Below are 16,935 nucleotides of genomic sequence, written 5' to 3' on the forward strand. Positions count from 1 at the left end.
TGTCAGCGCAATTTCCCGGGCAGTTCTATCTGATTACGGGTGGTATCAATCCGGTATGCTAAGGAACCTTTGAGAAACTACCTACGTTGTTATTTCTGCGTTAAAAGTCGGCTCAAAATGCTCATTTATTACGTATAAACTCCGCTTTTTCGCCGGCTTTGCCTTGAACTGACTACCTCGCTGACGTTTTTCAGAAGTTCCCTAACCTTTTTTTCGGCCATATTTATCTTCAAACCGAACGATATCATCCTCTCCCAGATAGGAACCGGACTGAACTTCGATCATCTCCAGCGGCACCCGTCCCGGGTTTTCCAGCCGATGGGGCGTCCCCAGCGGGATGAAGGTGGATTCGTTTTCGCTGACCAGAAAAGTCTTGTCTGCCCGGGTAACCTGGGCGGTACCTCGCACTACAATCCAGTGTTCGGCGCGGTGGTGGTGCATTTGCAATGACAGCGCCGCGCCAGGGTTGACAACAATCCGTTTGACCTGAAAACGCTCGCCTCTGTCGACTGAATCGTACCAGCCCCATGGACGGTATATTTTTCGGTGCGAGCGGATTTCAGGGCGGTTGCGTTGTTTCAGCATATCGACGATGTGTTTGACTTCTTGCGTTTTATCCTGATGTGCCACCAGAACGGCGTCGGATGTTTCCACAATCACCACGTTTTCCACACCGATGCATGCAACCAACCGATGTTCGGAAAATGCCAGGGTATCGTGGCATGCGTGCAGCAATACATCGCCACGCGCCACATTACCTGATTCATCCTTTGGTAACGTGCGCCACAATGCATCCCATGTCCCGATATCCGACCATCCGGCAGAAAGCGGAATGATGGCACCTGGTGGCAATGTGTCCGGGTGTGCGGAAAGTGTTTCCATGACTGCATAATCGATCGAGTCACTTGGACAAGCGGCAAACGCGGTCTTGTCGATACGGTGAAAATCTCCATCGATCGAGCCGGATTGCCAGGCAGTACGACAGGCTTCCAGAATATCCTGACGGCAAATGCCGATGGCGGCAAGCCAGATCGATGCACGCATCATGAACATGCCGCTATTCCACAGATAGGTGCCCTCTTCCAGATAATTTTGTGCAGTGACCAGGTCCGGTTTTTCGACAAAGCGGGCAATCCGGAAAGCGTCTGGCTCATGCAGTGCTGTACCGTACTGGACATAGCCATAACCGGTTTCGGGAGCGTTCGGTGTGATACCGAACGTGACCAGCATACCGCTTTCAGCGAGCGCCATTCCTTTGTGAATGGCTGCCTGGAAAGCTGCAACATCTGTTATGACATGATCGGATGGTGTGACCAGCAGAATCGGATCATCCTTGTCCTGCGTGGCTGCCAGTGCGGCTATCGTCAACGCGGGAGCAGTGTTGCGTCCACAAGGTTCGAGAATGATCCTGCCGGTTTTACCCAGAACCCGTAGCTGTTCCGCAATTACAAAGCGGTATTCTTCGTTGCTGACGATGATGGAAGGTCGGACGATGATATCTTCCAATCCATCCAGACGTTGTACAGTTTCTTGCAGTAGAGAATAGCGGTTGACCAGTGATAGCAATTGTTTGGGGTACTGCTGGCGTGAAAGTGGCCACAGACGTGTGCCCGAGCCACCGGAGAGAATGATGGGGATGAGCGTGTGTTTCATATATACATTGGTTTGATCAGAAAGAAAGGTACAGTTTCTGCTGGATTATCTGACATCCTGATTTCAGGGATGCAGCTCTCTGGCGAGTATCTCCACAATACGGCGCGCAGCGTTGCCATCCCATAAATGCGGTCGGCGCCCCTGTTTGCCGCGTCCTTGCAGAATAGTATCCACTGCGGTCAGTATCTGTGCCGGATCGGTACCTGCCAATGTGTTCGTGCCTTCTTCTACTGTGACTGGCCGTTCGGTATTTTCCCGGATTGTGATACAGGGCACCCCCAGGGCAGTGGTTTCTTCCTGCAGTCCGCCGCTATCGGTCAGAACGAGCGTGGCATCTTTCCATAGATGAAGAAAGGGCATATAAGCCTGCGGACCTATCAGGGTGATATCCGGCCCGAGATCGATATTGAATTTCTTCAGGTTATTTTGTGTGCGTGGATGAGCCGGAAAGATGAGCGGAAGCTGTCTGGCAATTTGTTTCAGGGCCTGACTGATACGTTGCAGAACATCAGGATTATCTACATTACTCGGTCGGTGTAATGTGATAACACCATACGGGTGATTTCCCAGTGACGTTTTGAGCGGGCCGGTTTCAAAATCGGCGGTGTTTGCCTGGGCAAGTTGTTTCACCTGGTAAAGCAGGTTATCCACCATAACATGACCAACGTAATGAATGGCTGATGCCGGTTTCCCTTCCTGCAGCAGATGCTGTTGTCCACTCGGTTCGGTTACGAAAAACCAATTGGTGATGCTATCGGTCACCAGGCGGTTGATTTCTTCCGGCATGCACATATCACCACTGCGCAATCCTGCTTCGACATGAGCAACCGGAATATGCAGCTTCCTGGCCACGATGGAGCAGGCCAGCGTTGAGTTGACATCACCCACAACCAGCACCGCATCCGGTGGTTCCGTTTGGCAGTACTCCTCGAAGGCAACCATGATTTTTGCGGTCTGCTGCGAGTGACTGCCTCCTCCGGCCGCCATGAAGATATCCGGCTGTGGGATACCCAGCTCCTCGAAAAAAACATCGTTCATTTCCCGGTCGTAATGCTGGCCGGTATGCACAATTTTATAGGCCAGCCTGTCCTGTTGCTGTAAAGCGCGAACAATGGGCGCAATTTTCATGAAATTGGGCCGTGCACCGGCGATGAGGTGAATTTTTTTCTGCATGATTTTCTCGCGAGATAGTGGGCAGGATTGTAAGCTTTCGAGACTGCCCCGGTTTCCTTGTCTGCTAAAAGGCTTGCTCCATGCTACCAGTTTTCCTGCAATGTGGCTCATGGAGGATTTAATCAGAGGTTCCTTAGTAGGCAATGCTGGAAAAATCCCTGAAAAACGCTGTATTTTGCCATGATTGATGTGTGATGATTGTCAGGCAGGTTTTGATCATGATCCGGCTTGCTGAAGTGCTAAAATAGAAAATGTGCTTAAAATCAATCTTATGAATATTCTGCTCAGGAGAAGTATCCATGCCTGATCCAACGTTGTGTACTGAAGAAGATATCACACACTTAATCCATGCTTTCTACGCCCGGGTACGGGAGGATAAGGCGCTTGGTTTCATTTTCGATGCGCATATTGATGACTGGAACCGCCACCTGGCCAGAATGGTAGATTTCTGGTCATCTATTTTACGCGGTACCGATCGTTTTAGCGGTACGCCAATGCCCAGGCATGTGGCCCTGCCTGATCTGAACGCCGAATTGTTTCAGCGATGGCTCAAACTGTTCCACCAAACAGCTGCCGAACAATCCAATCAAGCCATGGCGGAACAGGCTTGCATCATGGCTGATCGCATTGCCCGCAGTTTGTGGATGGGTTATCAGATCAACCACCATCCCGGTGTCATGCCTGTGGGGCTGTCTCATGGCTGAGTCGGTGCAGATCGGAAAACAGCAATTGGCACCGCAATGGGCGGCCTTTCTTAGTCTGGGCTTCCGGCCACTGTATATTGCAGGTTGTTCCTGGGCTGCGATTTCAGTCGCACTGTGGATATATGCTCCACAATGGCTGACGGGCATGTTGACCGGTATGTTCTGGCATGCACACGAGATGTTGTGGGGGTTTGTTGCCACTATCGCGGTAGGATTCCTGTTTACCGCCAGCGCAAACTGGACGGGTCTCAATCCGCTGCATGGCCGTGCTTTAGGTGGGATGGCACTGTTGTGGATCGTGGCACGGGCAGGTTTTCTTATACCAGGATCAGCGGCATTTGCTATTGCCGCATTCTGTGAGCTGTTGTTCTTCAGTGTGGCGGCACTGGCATTGGGTCGGGTAATTTATCGGAAACGCAGCCAGCGTAACTACGGTATTCCCCTGCTTGTGCTGGGGCTGGGTGTTGCTGATAGCCTGTTTTTGTGGTTTGTACAAACGGGTGATTACGCTTTGTTAATGGAGAGCTTTCATGCCGGCTTGCTATGCATGGCAGTAATCGCACTGCTGATTGCACGGCGAGTGATCCCGTTTTTCGCCATGCGGGCAGTACAGGGCCTGATAATTCCGATGCTTACCAGCAGCGGTCAGTGGCAGCTTGTGGCAAGTATTTTTGCCATTGTATTTCTGTTGCTCGGGTGGGATCTGGTAGCCGCAGCAGCATTGGCGATAGCCGGAGCTCTTGCGCTGTGGCAGCTGGTTGCCTGGAAGCCGTGGGCTGTTCGGCAAGTGCCATTGCTATGGATTCTTTATGCCGGATATACCGGGCTGGGTGCCGGATTATGGGTTGCTGCCGCCTATTCGGCAGGCTGGATTTCCCGTGCCGCATGGCCGGCACATACGATCGGTGTGGCGGGTTTTTCGGTACTGATTATCGGCATGGTCACCCGTACTGCGCTGGGTCATCTGGGGCGACCATTACGTGCTGATCATAGTATGGTTATTTTGTATATATTGATTATTACAGCTGCTGTATTACGTCTGGCAGCGTTGCTGCCAACTGCTTATGTGTTGGGTTTGCTGCACGCTTCGGCTGCAATCTGGATATTGGCTTTTGTGCTCTACCTCTGGCGTTTTTTTCCGATGCTGATCCGTCCGCGCGCAGATCAGTCGCCTCCAGTCGTCAAGCCGGGAAACATTCCGATACAGCCACGCTGACGCTATGAATGGAAGATGGGCAGTCTGTCTCTTGCCAATCAGATTGGGTGATGCCAGTGCTGCTGGACAACGTATGAGTATTCAACTAGGAGGATTCATACAATGAGTTATGGCTTACTGATAACGTTGCATTTGCTGGCTGCAGTCGCTTTTGCGGGCACAGTATTTTTTGAAGTCGTGATGCTTGAAGGTATACGCAAACATCTGCCGCGTGAAATCATGCGCGAGGTTGAACGCGCCATAGGTAACCGTGCTGTCAGAATCATGCCTTGGGTACTTTTGGTGCTGTATTCTGCCGGGATAGGGATGGCGTGGCAGCATCAGGCAGCCTTGGCGCAACCCTTGGCAAGCAGTTTCGGGTTGTTGCTGGGTATCAAGATCATTCTGGCAATTAGCGTTTTTGGCCATTTTGTGACAGCCATGCTATGGCGGAAGCGCGGTTTGTTAAACAGACAGCGCTCACAACGCCTGCACTTGAGTATATTTTGCCACGTACTGGCAATCATCATCCTGGCGAAAGCCATGTTTTATCTGCATTGGTAATTCCCCGTGACCTGCATCACTGCCAACCGGTGCTCCCTATTTCGCTGAAGCAGGTTACAGGGCTTATAATGGCAGTATTCAACCTTATTTTGATCAGGAAAAATCATGCCTTCATTTGATATCGTTTCTGAAGTTGATAAACAGGAAATACGCAACGCGGTTGATCAACTGAACAAAGAGGTTTCTGCCCGTTTCGATTTTAAGGGCTCGGATGCGCGCGCCGAGCAGACTGACTACGAACTTTATCTCTTTGCGGATGATGAATTCAAGCTTGACCAGGTGACGGATATTCTGATAGCCAGATTCACCAAGCGAGAGATTGATGTACGTTGTCTGGAAAGGGGGCAGATCGAAAAAATCAGTGGCAACAAGGTAAAACAGAAGGTGACGGTTAAGACCGGAGTGGAAAGTGATCTCGCTAAAAAGATCGTTAAACTGATCAAGGACAGCAAACTTAAAGTCCAGGCGAGCATTCAGGGTGAGATAGTGCGGATAACCGGCGCCAAGCGCGATGTTCTGCAAGAAGCTATTCAATTAGTAAAAAGCCGCATCACTGAACTGCCACTGCAGTTTCGCAACTTTAGGGATTGAACGGTAATGAATCGGATGCAGGGCTGGATTGCCACGTCAGCCTGTGTCTTCTCGCAAAGATGAAGTTGGAAGGGATCGTAACCTCCGTCGTCTTTGTGGATGCCATCAGGCATGAAGTAATCCAGTCATTCCACTGTCATTCTATGCTTGAACTCTTATCTGGAACAGATGTGTTTTAGTGGTAGGGTGCACCATGTGCACCAACCAACAACGATAGCAAGGCCGGATGTGATATTCATGCGTCACCATGGTGAAAGAAATACGGGCTGTGGCCACTCGAACAGTAAATGTGGTGCACTACAAGCAATGTTTCCTCTCGATGACCCCTGACCTCCCTGGGGGAATTGTCGTGGCGATTGATTTATGCGTGAAATGGAAATGGAATCAGAGATCGTCCACTCCACTATTGCTCAAATAAAACCGCGATGCGTTTTTGAATTTCTTGCGCTGTTTTCCTGGGGTTGGCAGCATTTCTGATTGGCCTGCCCATGACGATATAATCAGCACCATTTCTAAAAGCTTCTTCCACATCAACCGTTCTTTTCTGATCGTCAACCCTATCGTTATCAACTGGGCGGATGCCTGGCGTTACAACAATAAAATTGTCTCCCAGATCCGAACGCAGTGCAGAGACTTCCAATCCCGAAGAAATAACGCCGTCACAGCCAATCTGAAATGCGTTTCTGGCTCTGGAAAGCACGAGTTTCTGAACATCGCAATCAAATCCCAGTTCTGCTAAGTCGTGCCGGTCAAGGCTGGTTAAAACAGTTACGGCCAAGACTTTAATATCTTTTTTTTCTCTGACGGCTGCCTTCAGCATGTTGTCATTGCCGTGAACCGTAACGAAGGAAATATTACGATTATTCAGCTGTCTGACAGCTGCAGCAACTGTTTCCGGCACATCAAAAAATTTCAGATCAACAAAAACTTTTTTGTTGCGTTCGATCAGCCAGTCAATCAGTTCAAAATACCCGCCCGCCATAAATAGCTCCAGACCCAGCTTATAGAAGATAACGGTTTCTCCCAGCGTATCAACAATTTCTCTGGCTTTATCACTGGTTGGGACATCTAAAGCTACAATTAACCGTTCTGATACCGGGATATTTTTCGCGGGCGTTGTTGGATTCTGATCATTGCTCATATTAGTGTGGAATCAGCTGTGGGTTGCATGGGATATGTAGAACTAAAGAGCCTTTTCTATATTAATCGGCAGCGCAGTCGGGGGCAGGGAGTCTTGAATGAATTGGAGCTGTATACTCTTATCCTGTAATTATAGCAAATTAGCCAGACTTCCCAAATGCCCCGAACAGAAGCGCAGATTGACCACGGTTGCGGGCTACCCAGCTACAACAAACAGGCGATTAAACAGGCGAATGTGGGAATATTTGTGTTGCTGCCAGGCGCATAACAACAAGACATCAAGGCGGCACTTGCTCTGATTGAAGCTGCATATTCAGATTTCTAATTAGGCGATCCTGAGAAACTCATCAGCTCATTGATTTTAATGAGTATGCTGATCAGTTCGATCGGGAATGATAAAATTGAAGTTATTTTTCTGGTCGAAATAGTGATTATTGATACTCACGCCAGGTAAAACTTCTCATCAGCCCGATTTATTTCAACGGCAATGACTGGAATGTGCCTGTTTTGCCTGCTGTCCTCTCACTTCCAGCCAGGACTGGATATCTTCTGCAATGGTTTGGTAAAGCGGGCGAAAAACTGGGCGCATATTGCTGATGGTACTGCTGATTTCTACCATGGATGGGAAACGCAGGCCATGATGTTCAACGGGTGCGCCGATGGGTTCCAGCTGAGCACCCAGTCTGCTGAAGTGGCTGACTAGCCGTTCCTCGGTTAGCATGAAAAGTACCTTAATATTATGTATGCGTGCCAGTTCGACTGTTCCTATGTAAAGGCCGAGTGGGATATAAGGAAAACGCGTCATCAGACCTGTGCCGAAATCCTCTTCAGAAATATTGATGGGATGATTCTTCTCGCCCTTTCTTCGCCGAAAGGAGGCAATGACGGCAAGACGGGAAACCTCACCAATTTTATCAGCTGGTAGTCTGGATGGATCTATGATGGAACGATCGAGTGTCTGGGCACAGGTTTTCTCGAAAGGCAGGCGTCTGTCGTTATTATTCAATGGTGGACGGATAATTCGGGTGCAGCCGATAAATGTATCATTGCTGACATTGCGAATCAGAAGATGTAACGAATGCGCATCATGCTCATCCGTCTCAAACCTATCAGGTCGTGAAAATTCGAACTGTAGGTCTTCACAATAAACAGAGTGACGGATACGATAGGCCTCGCGCTTCAATTCTTCGGTTAATGCTGGCACGATTTTGAAATATTGCCTGAAAGAAGTGCCTAAATGGCTGTTTTCCTGGGTCAACACGATCGTGTCCGTTTAGTAGGTTATTGAAAGTTTTTTAGAGGTTTGTGGCAGTAAAACAATCAGGCAGGAAAACTTTCTGGCTGTGCCGTCAATAACTCCATTCGCTATTATTGGGTTCGATTAGTTTGTCGGATTATTCGAGTCTTTTCAGATAGTCCTTGGTAAAAATTTTATCCGGCAGATCACGCAACTTCATATCCGAGTAATCAAGCACCGAAACTTCACCTGACTTCAGAGCATCTTCCATAATGATGCGGGTCGGACGTTCTTCTCCAAGAATGGTATTAAAATTTTCGTAATGGCTGGTCTTGAGTAAACGGCCCGAAACAGAGTAGAACTCTGCTTTAAACGGCCTGAAACTGGATTGATTAACCCATAACAGTACTTTCTGGTAGGTAACCGAGCGATCTACACCTGTCAGTTCAAGTACATAAAAATCTTCGCCATCAATTGATTCATTACGTAACAGCTGTGGGTGATAGTCGCCGGTAAAATTAGCGCGAGCAATGTCGCCATTGGCAACCTGGCCTGTTAAACGCTGGGAAAGGGCCAGTCGTATTGGTTGTGAAACACTGGGCATAAAAATCCACAGATCGCGTCCTTTCATGAGGATGGTCTGTCCACGTTCGGAAGCCGGTTCAATAATTCTGATAATGCTGTTTTCATTCCCCTTGGAAAGTACCTGATAACGGTACATGTCTTCAGAATGATCAGGAGTCGTGGTACGGATAACGACATCGACCTGGAAGCTCTCTCGTGGGAAGCGAATTTCATCCGCCCTTTCCAGTATACTTTCAGCCGTAATATCAGTTTTTACAGCAGCCTTTTCAATCTCTATTGAAGTTGCCAATGCGATTTGCCCCTGGATCAATAAAATAAAATTGACAATCAGTGCAAACCATAGCGGGCGTAAATTCATATTTAATCTCCATAAGCAGCTCGTACAATTTATTCAGACTGTTTTAAGTATATTCATTCAGGATCAGGTAAATGAATGTTGTCCATTTTGAAAATGTATTCAAGGAATATACCTTAGGTGACAGCCAGGTTCACGCACTGAAAAATATCAATCTAAAAATCGAGGATGGTGAATTTCTCGCTATTGCCGGTCCTTCAGGCAGTGGAAAATCTACTTTGCTTAATTTGATCGGTTGTATCGATACGCCTTCTTCCGGGAAGATTTATATCAACGGTCAGGATACGAGCGGACAAACACCTGATCAGTTATCAGAACTCAGAGCTAGAACCATAGGCTTTATTTTTCAAACGTTTAATCTTTTTTCAGTTCTGTCAGCTGAAGAAAATATTGAATATCCTTTGCTGCAATTCAAGGAATTGGACACCGCGAAACGTTGTGAACGGATTGTAAGATTTCTTGACATTGTCGGATTGAAAGCGTTCGCTCGCCATCGTCCTAACCAGCTTAGTGGTGGTCAGCGCCAGCGCGTTGCCATTGCCCGGGCACTTGCCACTGAGCCTAAAATTATTCTGGCAGATGAGCCGACAGCCAATCTGGATCATAAGACTGGTGAAGGTATTCTACAACTGATGAAGGAAATCAACCGTAGCAGTCATACAACTTTTATTTTCTCAACCCATGATACTAGGGTCATGGCGGTGGCAGATCGCCTGGTGCATATTGAAGACGGACAGCTTATCGAAGGGAGTATTGCTTCTGTCTGACTAAGGCAAGGTCATGTCCAGATTGTTTTATTCTTTGGATTGTTTCATACCAGATAAGATGATGTTCGCAAAAACAAATTTATTGTCTTTGAGGCTTGCGCATAAGCAGCTCATTGAATCTAAAAAAGATTTTCTGCATGGTTTTGAACAAAAAAGATAGCCCAATGACTGTTCCGAGTAGCGTTGTTGCAGTTCTGGCATCGTTGCTGCTGATGTTATGGGGAACGATGCCAGAATGCGATGCTGCTGATATGGATTCCGGTAAAAGACTGCCATCCTTTATGGGGAACCAGGCAGATGTCAATCAGGTGGCACAGGCTTTCACGTTGGACGATCTGTTTGAGGAAAACAGTGTGGATAGCAGTAAGCCACAACAACCGTTCCATCCAACTGCTTCATGGCGTGGATTTTCACAACTGGAATTTGCTGAAACGATTGCTAATCCAAAGCATGCTTCCAAATTACGCCTGCGTTCAGAATTGTCAAATCTTGGTCAATTGAGTCCGAATATAAAATGGAAGCTCAGCGCCCGTGTTGATTATGACGCAATTCACGATATATCGGATTTTTATCCGCGACAGGTGCGTGGAGATCATCGGTTCGAGTTTTTTCTGCGAGAGAACTATCTGGATGTATCTGCTGCTGATTTCGATTTTCGTATTGGGCGTCAGCATATCGTCTGGGGGGAAATGGTCGGACTGTTCTTTGCGGATGTCGTATCTGCCAAAGATATGCGTGAATTTGTACTGCCTGATTTCGATATCATGCGTATTCCGCAGTGGGCTGTTCGTGCCGAGTACACGAAAAATGACTTTCATGCCGACCTGATCTGGATTCCATTTGCCAGCCTGGACGAGGTCGGTCGGCCCGGCGGTGATTTTTACCCGTTCAAATTGCCGTTTACAGCGCCCGTCAGTTTTCTCAAAGAAGATCGATCCGGGCGTAATATCAGCAATTCAAACTATGGGATTCGCCTGTCGCAATTGATAAATGGCTGGGATGTTTCAGCATTCTATTATCACAGCCTGGATGCGACACCCACTTTTCACCAGATCAGTCAGCCCTGGGAACCACTGTTATTTCAGGCACAGCATAATGAAATTGACCAGGCAGGCGGAACTGTTACTAAAGATCTTGGGCCAGCCGTGCTTAAAGGCGAGTTCGTCTATACCCATGGGCGTCGTTTTAACGTCGCCCGTCTGGCGCCGCCGGAGGGCCTGGTACAGCAGGATACAATCGACTATGCGCTGGGGCTTGATTTTACTTTGCCGCTGGATGTGCGAATGAATCTGCAGTTTTTCCAGCGAGCTTATCTGAATTATGATCGTGACATTTTTCAGGATCGATTGGAAAGTGGCGGCAGTATTTTCCTGCAGGGTGATTTATGGCGCAATTTTCAGGGGCAAATATTGTTGATTCACAGTTTTAATCGCGATGAATGGATGTTGCGTCCGCGCCTGACCTGGAATTTTTCAAAAAATTGGAAACTGGCAGCCGGTGCCGATATTTTCAATGGCCCGGCAACTGGATTATTGGGTCGATTTAACCAAAGTGATCGGGTCTACACCGAGCTGCGTTTCTCTTTTTAGAAAGAATGTGTCGAAAAAATTTACACTTAAATAGTCTGCCGTAATGCGTCGACGACCGGTATACGTGAGACGTGCCTGGCAGGCAGAATCGCCGCCAGTACGGTAGCAGTAAAACCGATAATCAATGCGAGCAGCAGAACAGAAGGTACGATCTGAATGTGCGCTGTATAACCCATATCCGCATTAGGTGGAGGTGGCATTGGAACTCCGATTGCAGAGATAACCAAAGCCAGCAATATACCCACCCCCACGCCCAGACTGCCGCCGATTAGCCCGAGCAGCAAATTCTCGCTGATGATCAACTGGAATACCTGACTGCTGCGATTACCTAAAGCCATCATCGTTCCGAATTCGCCCACACGTTCGAAAATACTCATATTGACGCTGTTGGCGACACTGAGCAGTACCATGACCAGGATAATGATCTGCAGCACACCGAACTGACCTTTGTACAGCTCCACTGTTTTTTTATAAAAATCGTTTAACTCTACCCAGGTTTTAATTTCCATACCGGATGAAGCCAATGTCTGTTTCAGTTTTGTGGTGACTGCATCTGTTGTTTCAGTTCTCTGTAGTAAAACTACCAGCGCATTCACACCATCTGTACCCAGTAATTCTTGCGCCGCAGCCAGCGGAATGCGGATGGCACGCGCATCAAAATCATTGGAAAAACTCTGAAAAATACCAGTAACTTCAAAATCCAGACTGTTGAGCGCACCATCCAGTGTATTGACCAGCAGCGTTACCGGATCGCCCGGCTGTAGCTGCAGCGCCTGTGCGACGCCCTTTCCCAATAAAATACCGAATGTATCCTTATCTGCCAGCTGCTGCCCCCTGACAATCCGGACTGAACTGCCCAGTTTTGCTTCCGGATCAGGCTCTACGCCCTCACCAATAATAGGCAGATCACTTTTGCCGTTGTTGAGTAATCCAGAAAAATTGAGCCGTGCCATGACTTGCTCAACCCCTTCTTCACTGGCAATGCTTTGTTGTAAGGATTGTGGAGATTCAATCAGATATTTTTCTGGTGAACGTGAGCCGGCGGCAAAATAGCCTTGGCGATATACCTGCAGATGTCCGCTTTGCGAGTGGATAAGCGCCTCCCCGAGCTGGGTATAAATATCATGCACCCATCCGCCTGCCAGAATAATGCCAGCAACTCCGGCAATGATTGCCGCCAGCGTCATCAGCGTATGAATTTTCTGGCGGAAAATATTGCGTAGTGCGAGTTTGAACATGGCTTTCCGAAATATGTAAGGTTGTAAAAAACTGTGCAAACTAGCCTATATTTTAGTTACTGCGGATAAGCGGCTGGAATCAAATTGATTTATGGTAATCAGAGTTTGACATAATGTACCAGTTAAGAATGACTTGTATAACTTCCATGGTTCCACCGATATACCCAGCGCGATCATTATGAAACAGCTGATATTAAACGTGATGCTTTCGTCTATTCTCTGCAGACTCAAACCAGACTGACTGGCAATTTATGCCTTCGGTAGCCATATTCAAGGCATAGCCAGGTTGGATAGTGATCTGGATCTGGCTGTACTGGTAGGGGGCTATGCTGATCCCTTGACCCTGTTTGAAGTCGGGAATGAACTGGCAGATGTGGCAAGGTTATGCAGTTGATCTGCTCAATCTGCGAGCTGCTTTCACCGTAATGCGGTACCAGATTATTACCACTGGCAGTACTTCAGGCGGCTGTTCTATTTCAATAACAGAAGAGTTGTCTTGTGATTAAAACGTCGCAAATGATGGACGATCCGGCTCTATTTTTCGTCGTTGCGAAATCCATGGGATTGAAGTAATCCAGTAGTAATAATAATGGATGCATTGCATTCACTCGATCAGATCTATTTCCTTCTGAAAATGCACAGCATATATTTTACCGGTTATGCCTTAACGCATCGACAATCTGCATACGGGATGCTTTCCATGCCGGATAAACGCTGGCGATCAACGTCACAAAAACAGCCAGCGTCAATGCCTCTAATACCATGTTCGGCTGGATAAGAATTTCTCCAATATAGCCGCGCGCCATACCGGGCGGTGGTGGCATCGGAATGCCGATCTCAGAAATAACCGCCGCCAGCAGCAGGCCAATTAGCACGCCCAGCGTACCGCCTATGCACCCAATCAGCATACCTTCCCACAGGAACTGCCGCAAAATATTGATTTTCTTTACGCCCAATGCCATAGCCGTCCCGATTTCACCCGTACGCTCCATCACATTCATCGTCATGGTGTTGGAAATACCCAGCAGAATAATAATAGCGATGATCAATTTGATCGCCTGCACCTGCTTCGTGAATAGCACCGTCGTTTTATTGTAAAAATCAGCCAACTGATACCAGGGAACGATTTCAAAACGCTCCGATGGTAATTTGTCACGTAACGCCGCCAGTACAACATCCGTCTGGTTTGTATCGTTTAGCAACACCACCCAGCTGTGCGTGCCCTCGGTGCGTAATAATTTTCTGGCTGTATTAATTGGCAGACGTAGCGCGCTATCATCATAGGATTTGGTCACCGTGGTAAATAACCCGCCCACCGTCATTTCTACCGCATTGATCCCGCCGGTTGCGGTATTGGCCAACAACACAACGGTATCGCCAGCTACTACACCGAGATTGCGCGCCAGCCCAGCACCCATAATCAATTGATTTGGATAATCGGCAGCTAAATGCTTTCCAGCTACAATCTGCAATGCATCGCTGAAATATATTTTCTCTTCAGGATCTACCCCTTCGCCAATAAACGACAATGTTGCCTCATTGTGACTGATCAGACCGTTGAAGCTCAGGCGCGGTACGATAGCCTTAATTGGCATGTCCCCATCATCAAATGTAAAATTTTTCGACAGTTTTTGCGCCAAATCATCCGAAAACAGAAAATGATACGGATCAGCTTTGCCGGTCGCAAAATAACCGGGTTTAACGATTTGCAGATGGCCCAGTTGAGAATGAATGGTTGTTTCGCGAAAATCTTGAAGAATCCACTGAATGAAGCCACCTGCAAGCAGCAGTGCGATCATGCCAAAAGCAACCGTACCAACGGATACAGCACTACGGCGTGTATGGCGAGACAGATTGCGGAAGGCCAATTTAAGCTGGGACATAAATTTAGCTTGAAGTTATTTACATTAAAACGGCAGTGTACAAATGATTCACTGTAAATCAATCCGGAAAACCAGATAAAACAGGTGAGTAACCGGTATGAAAACATATATGACTGATACTTGTGAAATAGATGAATTTCTTTACCAAATAAAATATTTTCAGAGTTGTGATAAATAACCAGGTTGGAAATAATGAACTATTTTGATTATAAAGCCGCATTTTCACGCAATATTGGCTGGGTAACCGAAGCCGAGCAAATATCATTACAAGGTAAACGTATTGCCATTGCCGGGATGGGCGGTGTTGGAGGAGGACACTTATTGACTTTGGCGCGTCTGGGTATTGGCGCATTCAATATTGCCGATTTTGACACATTCGAAATTGGCAACTTCAACCGGCAAGCAGGCGCAACTGTATCTGCCCTGGAAAAACCCAAAGTCGAAGTGCTAGCCGACATGGCGCTGGACATCAACCCTGATCTTGCTATCCGGCAATTCAAGGAAGGTGTGAATGAGACTAACATCGATAATTTCCTCAAAGATGTTGATCTGTATGTGGATGGATTGGATTTTTTTGCTGTTTCTGCCCGTCGGGCAACCTTCGCTGCATGTCAGCGCTTGGGGATTCCAGCTGTTACTGCTGCACCATTAGGAATGGGGGCCGCTATTCTTGTTTTTTTGCCAAAAAAAATGTCTTTTGAAGAATATTTTTGTCTGGAAGGGTGTGATGAACAGGAAATGCTGATTCGCTTCCTGATTGGTTTATCTCCAGCAATGTTGCAGATGGGTTATCTGGTTGATCCATCTCGCGTTGACTTTTTGAGGCATAAAGGTCCATCAACCATAATGGCATGCCAGCTTTGCAGTGGATTGGCTGCAACTGAAGCGCTAAAAATACTGCTTAATCGTGGAAAAACAATAGTCGCCCCCCATGGTTATCATTTTGATATTTACCGGAACAGATTTGTGAGAACTTGGCGACCGGGAGGAAACCGTAATATTCTTCAACGAATTACGTTGAGAGTGGCCCGTAAAATACTTTCACGCACGGACGCTTATGGAGAATGACATGCCTGACTACGATATATTACATAAGATTCTTGATCTGGCACGCTGGGCTCCCAGTGGGGATAACACCCAGCCATGGCGGTTCGAGATTATCGATCATAATCATGTTGCGATACATGGCCATGATACACGTGACTGGTGTCTGTATGATTTTGAAGGACGAGCCAGCTATATGGCACATGGTGCATTACTTGAAACGATACGAATTGCAGCAACCGGGTATGGTTTAAAAGCTGTTTGGGTGCTCCGAGCGGAGACATCAGCTACTGCACCAATTTATGATGTTGAATTTGAACCGGATTCAACACTCATGCGTGATCCATTATATCCATTCATTGAGGTGCGTACTGTTCAGAGGCGGCCAATGAGGACCACTCCACTGACTGCAAATCAACGTACTGCTATACAGATTGCAGCAGGTGAAGATTACACCGTACAGTTTTTTGAAACGCTGGCAGATCGATATGAAGTAGCGAAGCTGCTCTGGCAGAATGCACATATCCGGTTGACTTGCCCGGAAGCCTATGTGGTACATAAGCAAATCATTGAATGGGGAGTAACTGTAAGCCAGGATCGTATACCGGAGCGTGCTGTGGGAGTAGATCCCTTAACAGCTTGCTTGATGCGCTGGGTCATGCAAAGTTGGGATCGCTTGGATTTTTTTAACCGTTATCTGTTTGGAACAATTGCACCACGTATTCAACTTGATTTTCTGCCAGCAGTATTTTGTGCTGCTCATCTGACTATTAAAACAGTGAAGGTACCGGAGACATTGATTGATTTTGTTTCAGCAGGTATGGTGATGCAGCGTGTGTGGCTGACTTGTACAGCCAACGGATTGTTTCTACAGCCTGAGATGACTCCTGTCATTTTTAACTGGTATTCCTCTCGAAAAATAAAGATATCTCGTTTGGATGCGGTCAATCAGGAAGTGGATAAGCTGGCGAAAAAATTTCATGCATTTTCAGGATCCAGAACAGAGCAGAACGTTTTTATGTGTCGTATCGGAATCTCATCACACCCAAGCTCACGTTCAGCGCGTCTATCATTGAGCGATCTGATGTGGAGACTTGAATAAACGTCGGTTTTTTTTACACGCCGAGAAAAATAAATACATTTTATGCGCTAAGTATATGATTGTTAATGCATGGCATGAGTTGTGCTTATATATGACTGGGAGTGCCCGTAAATTA

At 47.3% G+C, this 16,935-nt stretch carries 16 protein-coding genes; 9 read left to right on the top strand and 7 right to left on the bottom strand.

Going from position 1 to position 16,935, the window contains the following annotated elements; genetic code table 11:
- Window positions 1-201: 201 nt before the first annotated feature.
- On the bottom strand, window positions 202-1,653 hold the full coding sequence (locus tag ABO04_RS03590; RefSeq protein WP_160809329.1) for a mannose-1-phosphate guanylyltransferase/mannose-6-phosphate isomerase: 1,452 nt from the start codon (window positions 1,651-1,653) through the stop codon (window positions 202-204).
- Window positions 1,654-1,716: 63 nt separating this feature from the next.
- Window positions 1,717-2,826 (bottom strand): UDP-N-acetylglucosamine 2-epimerase (non-hydrolyzing), encoded by a 1,110-nt coding sequence (wecB, locus tag ABO04_RS03595; RefSeq protein ID WP_160809432.1) that lies wholly within the window; start codon window positions 2,824-2,826, stop codon window positions 1,717-1,719.
- Between the two features lie 299 nt (window positions 2,827-3,125).
- Between wecB and ABO04_RS03600 the strand changes: the two genes are divergently transcribed.
- The 4 genes from ABO04_RS03600 (at window position 3,126) to ABO04_RS03615 (ending at window position 5,880) form a co-directional block, all read left to right on the top strand.
- On the top strand, window positions 3,126-3,530 hold the full coding sequence (locus ABO04_RS03600) for a group III truncated hemoglobin (protein ID WP_160809330.1): 405 nt from the start codon (window positions 3,126-3,128) through the stop codon (window positions 3,528-3,530).
- Window positions 3,523-4,746 (top strand): NnrS family protein, encoded by a 1,224-nt coding sequence (locus ABO04_RS03605; protein WP_160809331.1) that lies wholly within the window; start codon window positions 3,523-3,525, stop codon window positions 4,744-4,746. Before ABO04_RS03600 ends, ABO04_RS03605 begins: the two co-directional genes overlap by 8 nt.
- A gap of 102 nt (window positions 4,747-4,848) precedes the next feature.
- Complete coding sequence (locus ABO04_RS03610) at window positions 4,849-5,289, top strand: hypothetical protein (RefSeq protein ID WP_160809332.1); 441 nt, start codon at window positions 4,849-4,851, stop codon at window positions 5,287-5,289.
- 105 nt (window positions 5,290-5,394) lie between these two features.
- Complete coding sequence (locus tag ABO04_RS03615) at window positions 5,395-5,880, top strand: YajQ family cyclic di-GMP-binding protein (RefSeq protein ID WP_160809333.1); 486 nt, start codon at window positions 5,395-5,397, stop codon at window positions 5,878-5,880.
- A 403-nt stretch (window positions 5,881-6,283) separates the two neighbouring features.
- Here the strand turns inward: ABO04_RS03615 and pyrF are convergent, their stop codons facing one another.
- From pyrF to ABO04_RS03630, 3 genes are all read right to left on the bottom strand, one after another.
- Window positions 6,284-7,021: an orotidine-5'-phosphate decarboxylase gene (gene pyrF, locus ABO04_RS03620; RefSeq protein WP_160809334.1), complete on the bottom strand. Its 738-nt coding sequence runs from the start codon at window positions 7,019-7,021 to the stop codon at window positions 6,284-6,286.
- A gap of 477 nt (window positions 7,022-7,498) precedes the next feature.
- The gene (locus ABO04_RS03625; RefSeq protein WP_160809335.1) at window positions 7,499-8,281 is read right to left on the bottom strand and encodes a PEP-CTERM/exosortase system-associated acyltransferase; all 783 of its coding nucleotides are present in this window, start codon (window positions 8,279-8,281) and stop codon (window positions 7,499-7,501) included.
- Window positions 8,282-8,414: 133 nt separating this feature from the next.
- Window positions 8,415-9,200 carry an outer membrane lipoprotein-sorting protein gene (locus tag ABO04_RS03630; RefSeq protein ID WP_160809336.1) on the bottom strand — a complete coding sequence of 262 codons (786 nt, stop codon included), beginning with the start codon at window positions 9,198-9,200 and terminating at the stop codon, window positions 8,415-8,417.
- Window positions 9,201-9,271: 71 nt separating this feature from the next.
- On the opposite strand from ABO04_RS03630, the gene ABO04_RS03635 reads away from it, so the two are divergent.
- Together ABO04_RS03635 and ABO04_RS03640 are read left to right on the top strand one after the other, a co-directional pair.
- A complete protein-coding gene (locus ABO04_RS03635) occupies window positions 9,272-9,964 on the top strand; it encodes an ABC transporter ATP-binding protein (protein WP_160809337.1) in 693 nt (230 codons plus the stop codon).
- 137 nt (window positions 9,965-10,101) lie between these two features.
- A complete protein-coding gene (locus ABO04_RS03640; protein ID WP_240141401.1) occupies window positions 10,102-11,553 on the top strand; it encodes a DUF1302 family protein in 1,452 nt (483 codons plus the stop codon).
- Between the two features lie 26 nt (window positions 11,554-11,579).
- On the opposite strand, the gene ABO04_RS03645 is transcribed toward ABO04_RS03640, so the two are convergent.
- Window positions 11,580-12,791 carry an ABC transporter permease gene (locus ABO04_RS03645; protein ID WP_160809338.1) on the bottom strand — a complete coding sequence of 404 codons (1,212 nt, stop codon included), beginning with the start codon at window positions 12,789-12,791 and terminating at the stop codon, window positions 11,580-11,582.
- A 286-nt stretch (window positions 12,792-13,077) separates the two neighbouring features.
- Here ABO04_RS03645 and ABO04_RS12025 point away from each other — a divergent pair, with 286 nt between their 5' ends.
- Window positions 13,078-13,185: a nucleotidyltransferase domain-containing protein gene (locus ABO04_RS12025; RefSeq protein ID WP_240141402.1), complete on the top strand. Its 108-nt coding sequence runs from the start codon at window positions 13,078-13,080 to the stop codon at window positions 13,183-13,185.
- Between the two features lie 256 nt (window positions 13,186-13,441).
- On the opposite strand, the gene ABO04_RS03655 is transcribed toward ABO04_RS12025, so the two are convergent.
- Window positions 13,442-14,674, bottom strand: a complete 1,233-nt coding sequence (locus ABO04_RS03655) for an FtsX-like permease family protein (protein ID WP_160809339.1) — start codon at window positions 14,672-14,674, stop codon at window positions 13,442-13,444.
- A 192-nt stretch (window positions 14,675-14,866) separates the two neighbouring features.
- Between ABO04_RS03655 and ABO04_RS03660 the strand changes: the two genes are divergently transcribed.
- Both ABO04_RS03660 and ABO04_RS03665 read left to right on the top strand, forming a co-directional pair.
- On the top strand, window positions 14,867-15,742 hold the full coding sequence (locus ABO04_RS03660) for a ThiF family adenylyltransferase (protein WP_164504245.1): 876 nt from the start codon (window positions 14,867-14,869) through the stop codon (window positions 15,740-15,742).
- A gap of 1 nt (window position 15,743) precedes the next feature.
- On the top strand, window positions 15,744-16,820 hold the full coding sequence (locus tag ABO04_RS03665) for a nitroreductase family protein (RefSeq protein WP_160809340.1): 1,077 nt from the start codon (window positions 15,744-15,746) through the stop codon (window positions 16,818-16,820).
- Window positions 16,821-16,935 lie beyond the last annotated feature (115 nt).

Origin of the sequence: Nitrosomonas sp. HPC101 (genome assembly GCF_009833125.1) — a bacterium.
GTDB lineage: Bacteria > Pseudomonadota > Gammaproteobacteria > Burkholderiales > Nitrosomonadaceae > Nitrosomonas.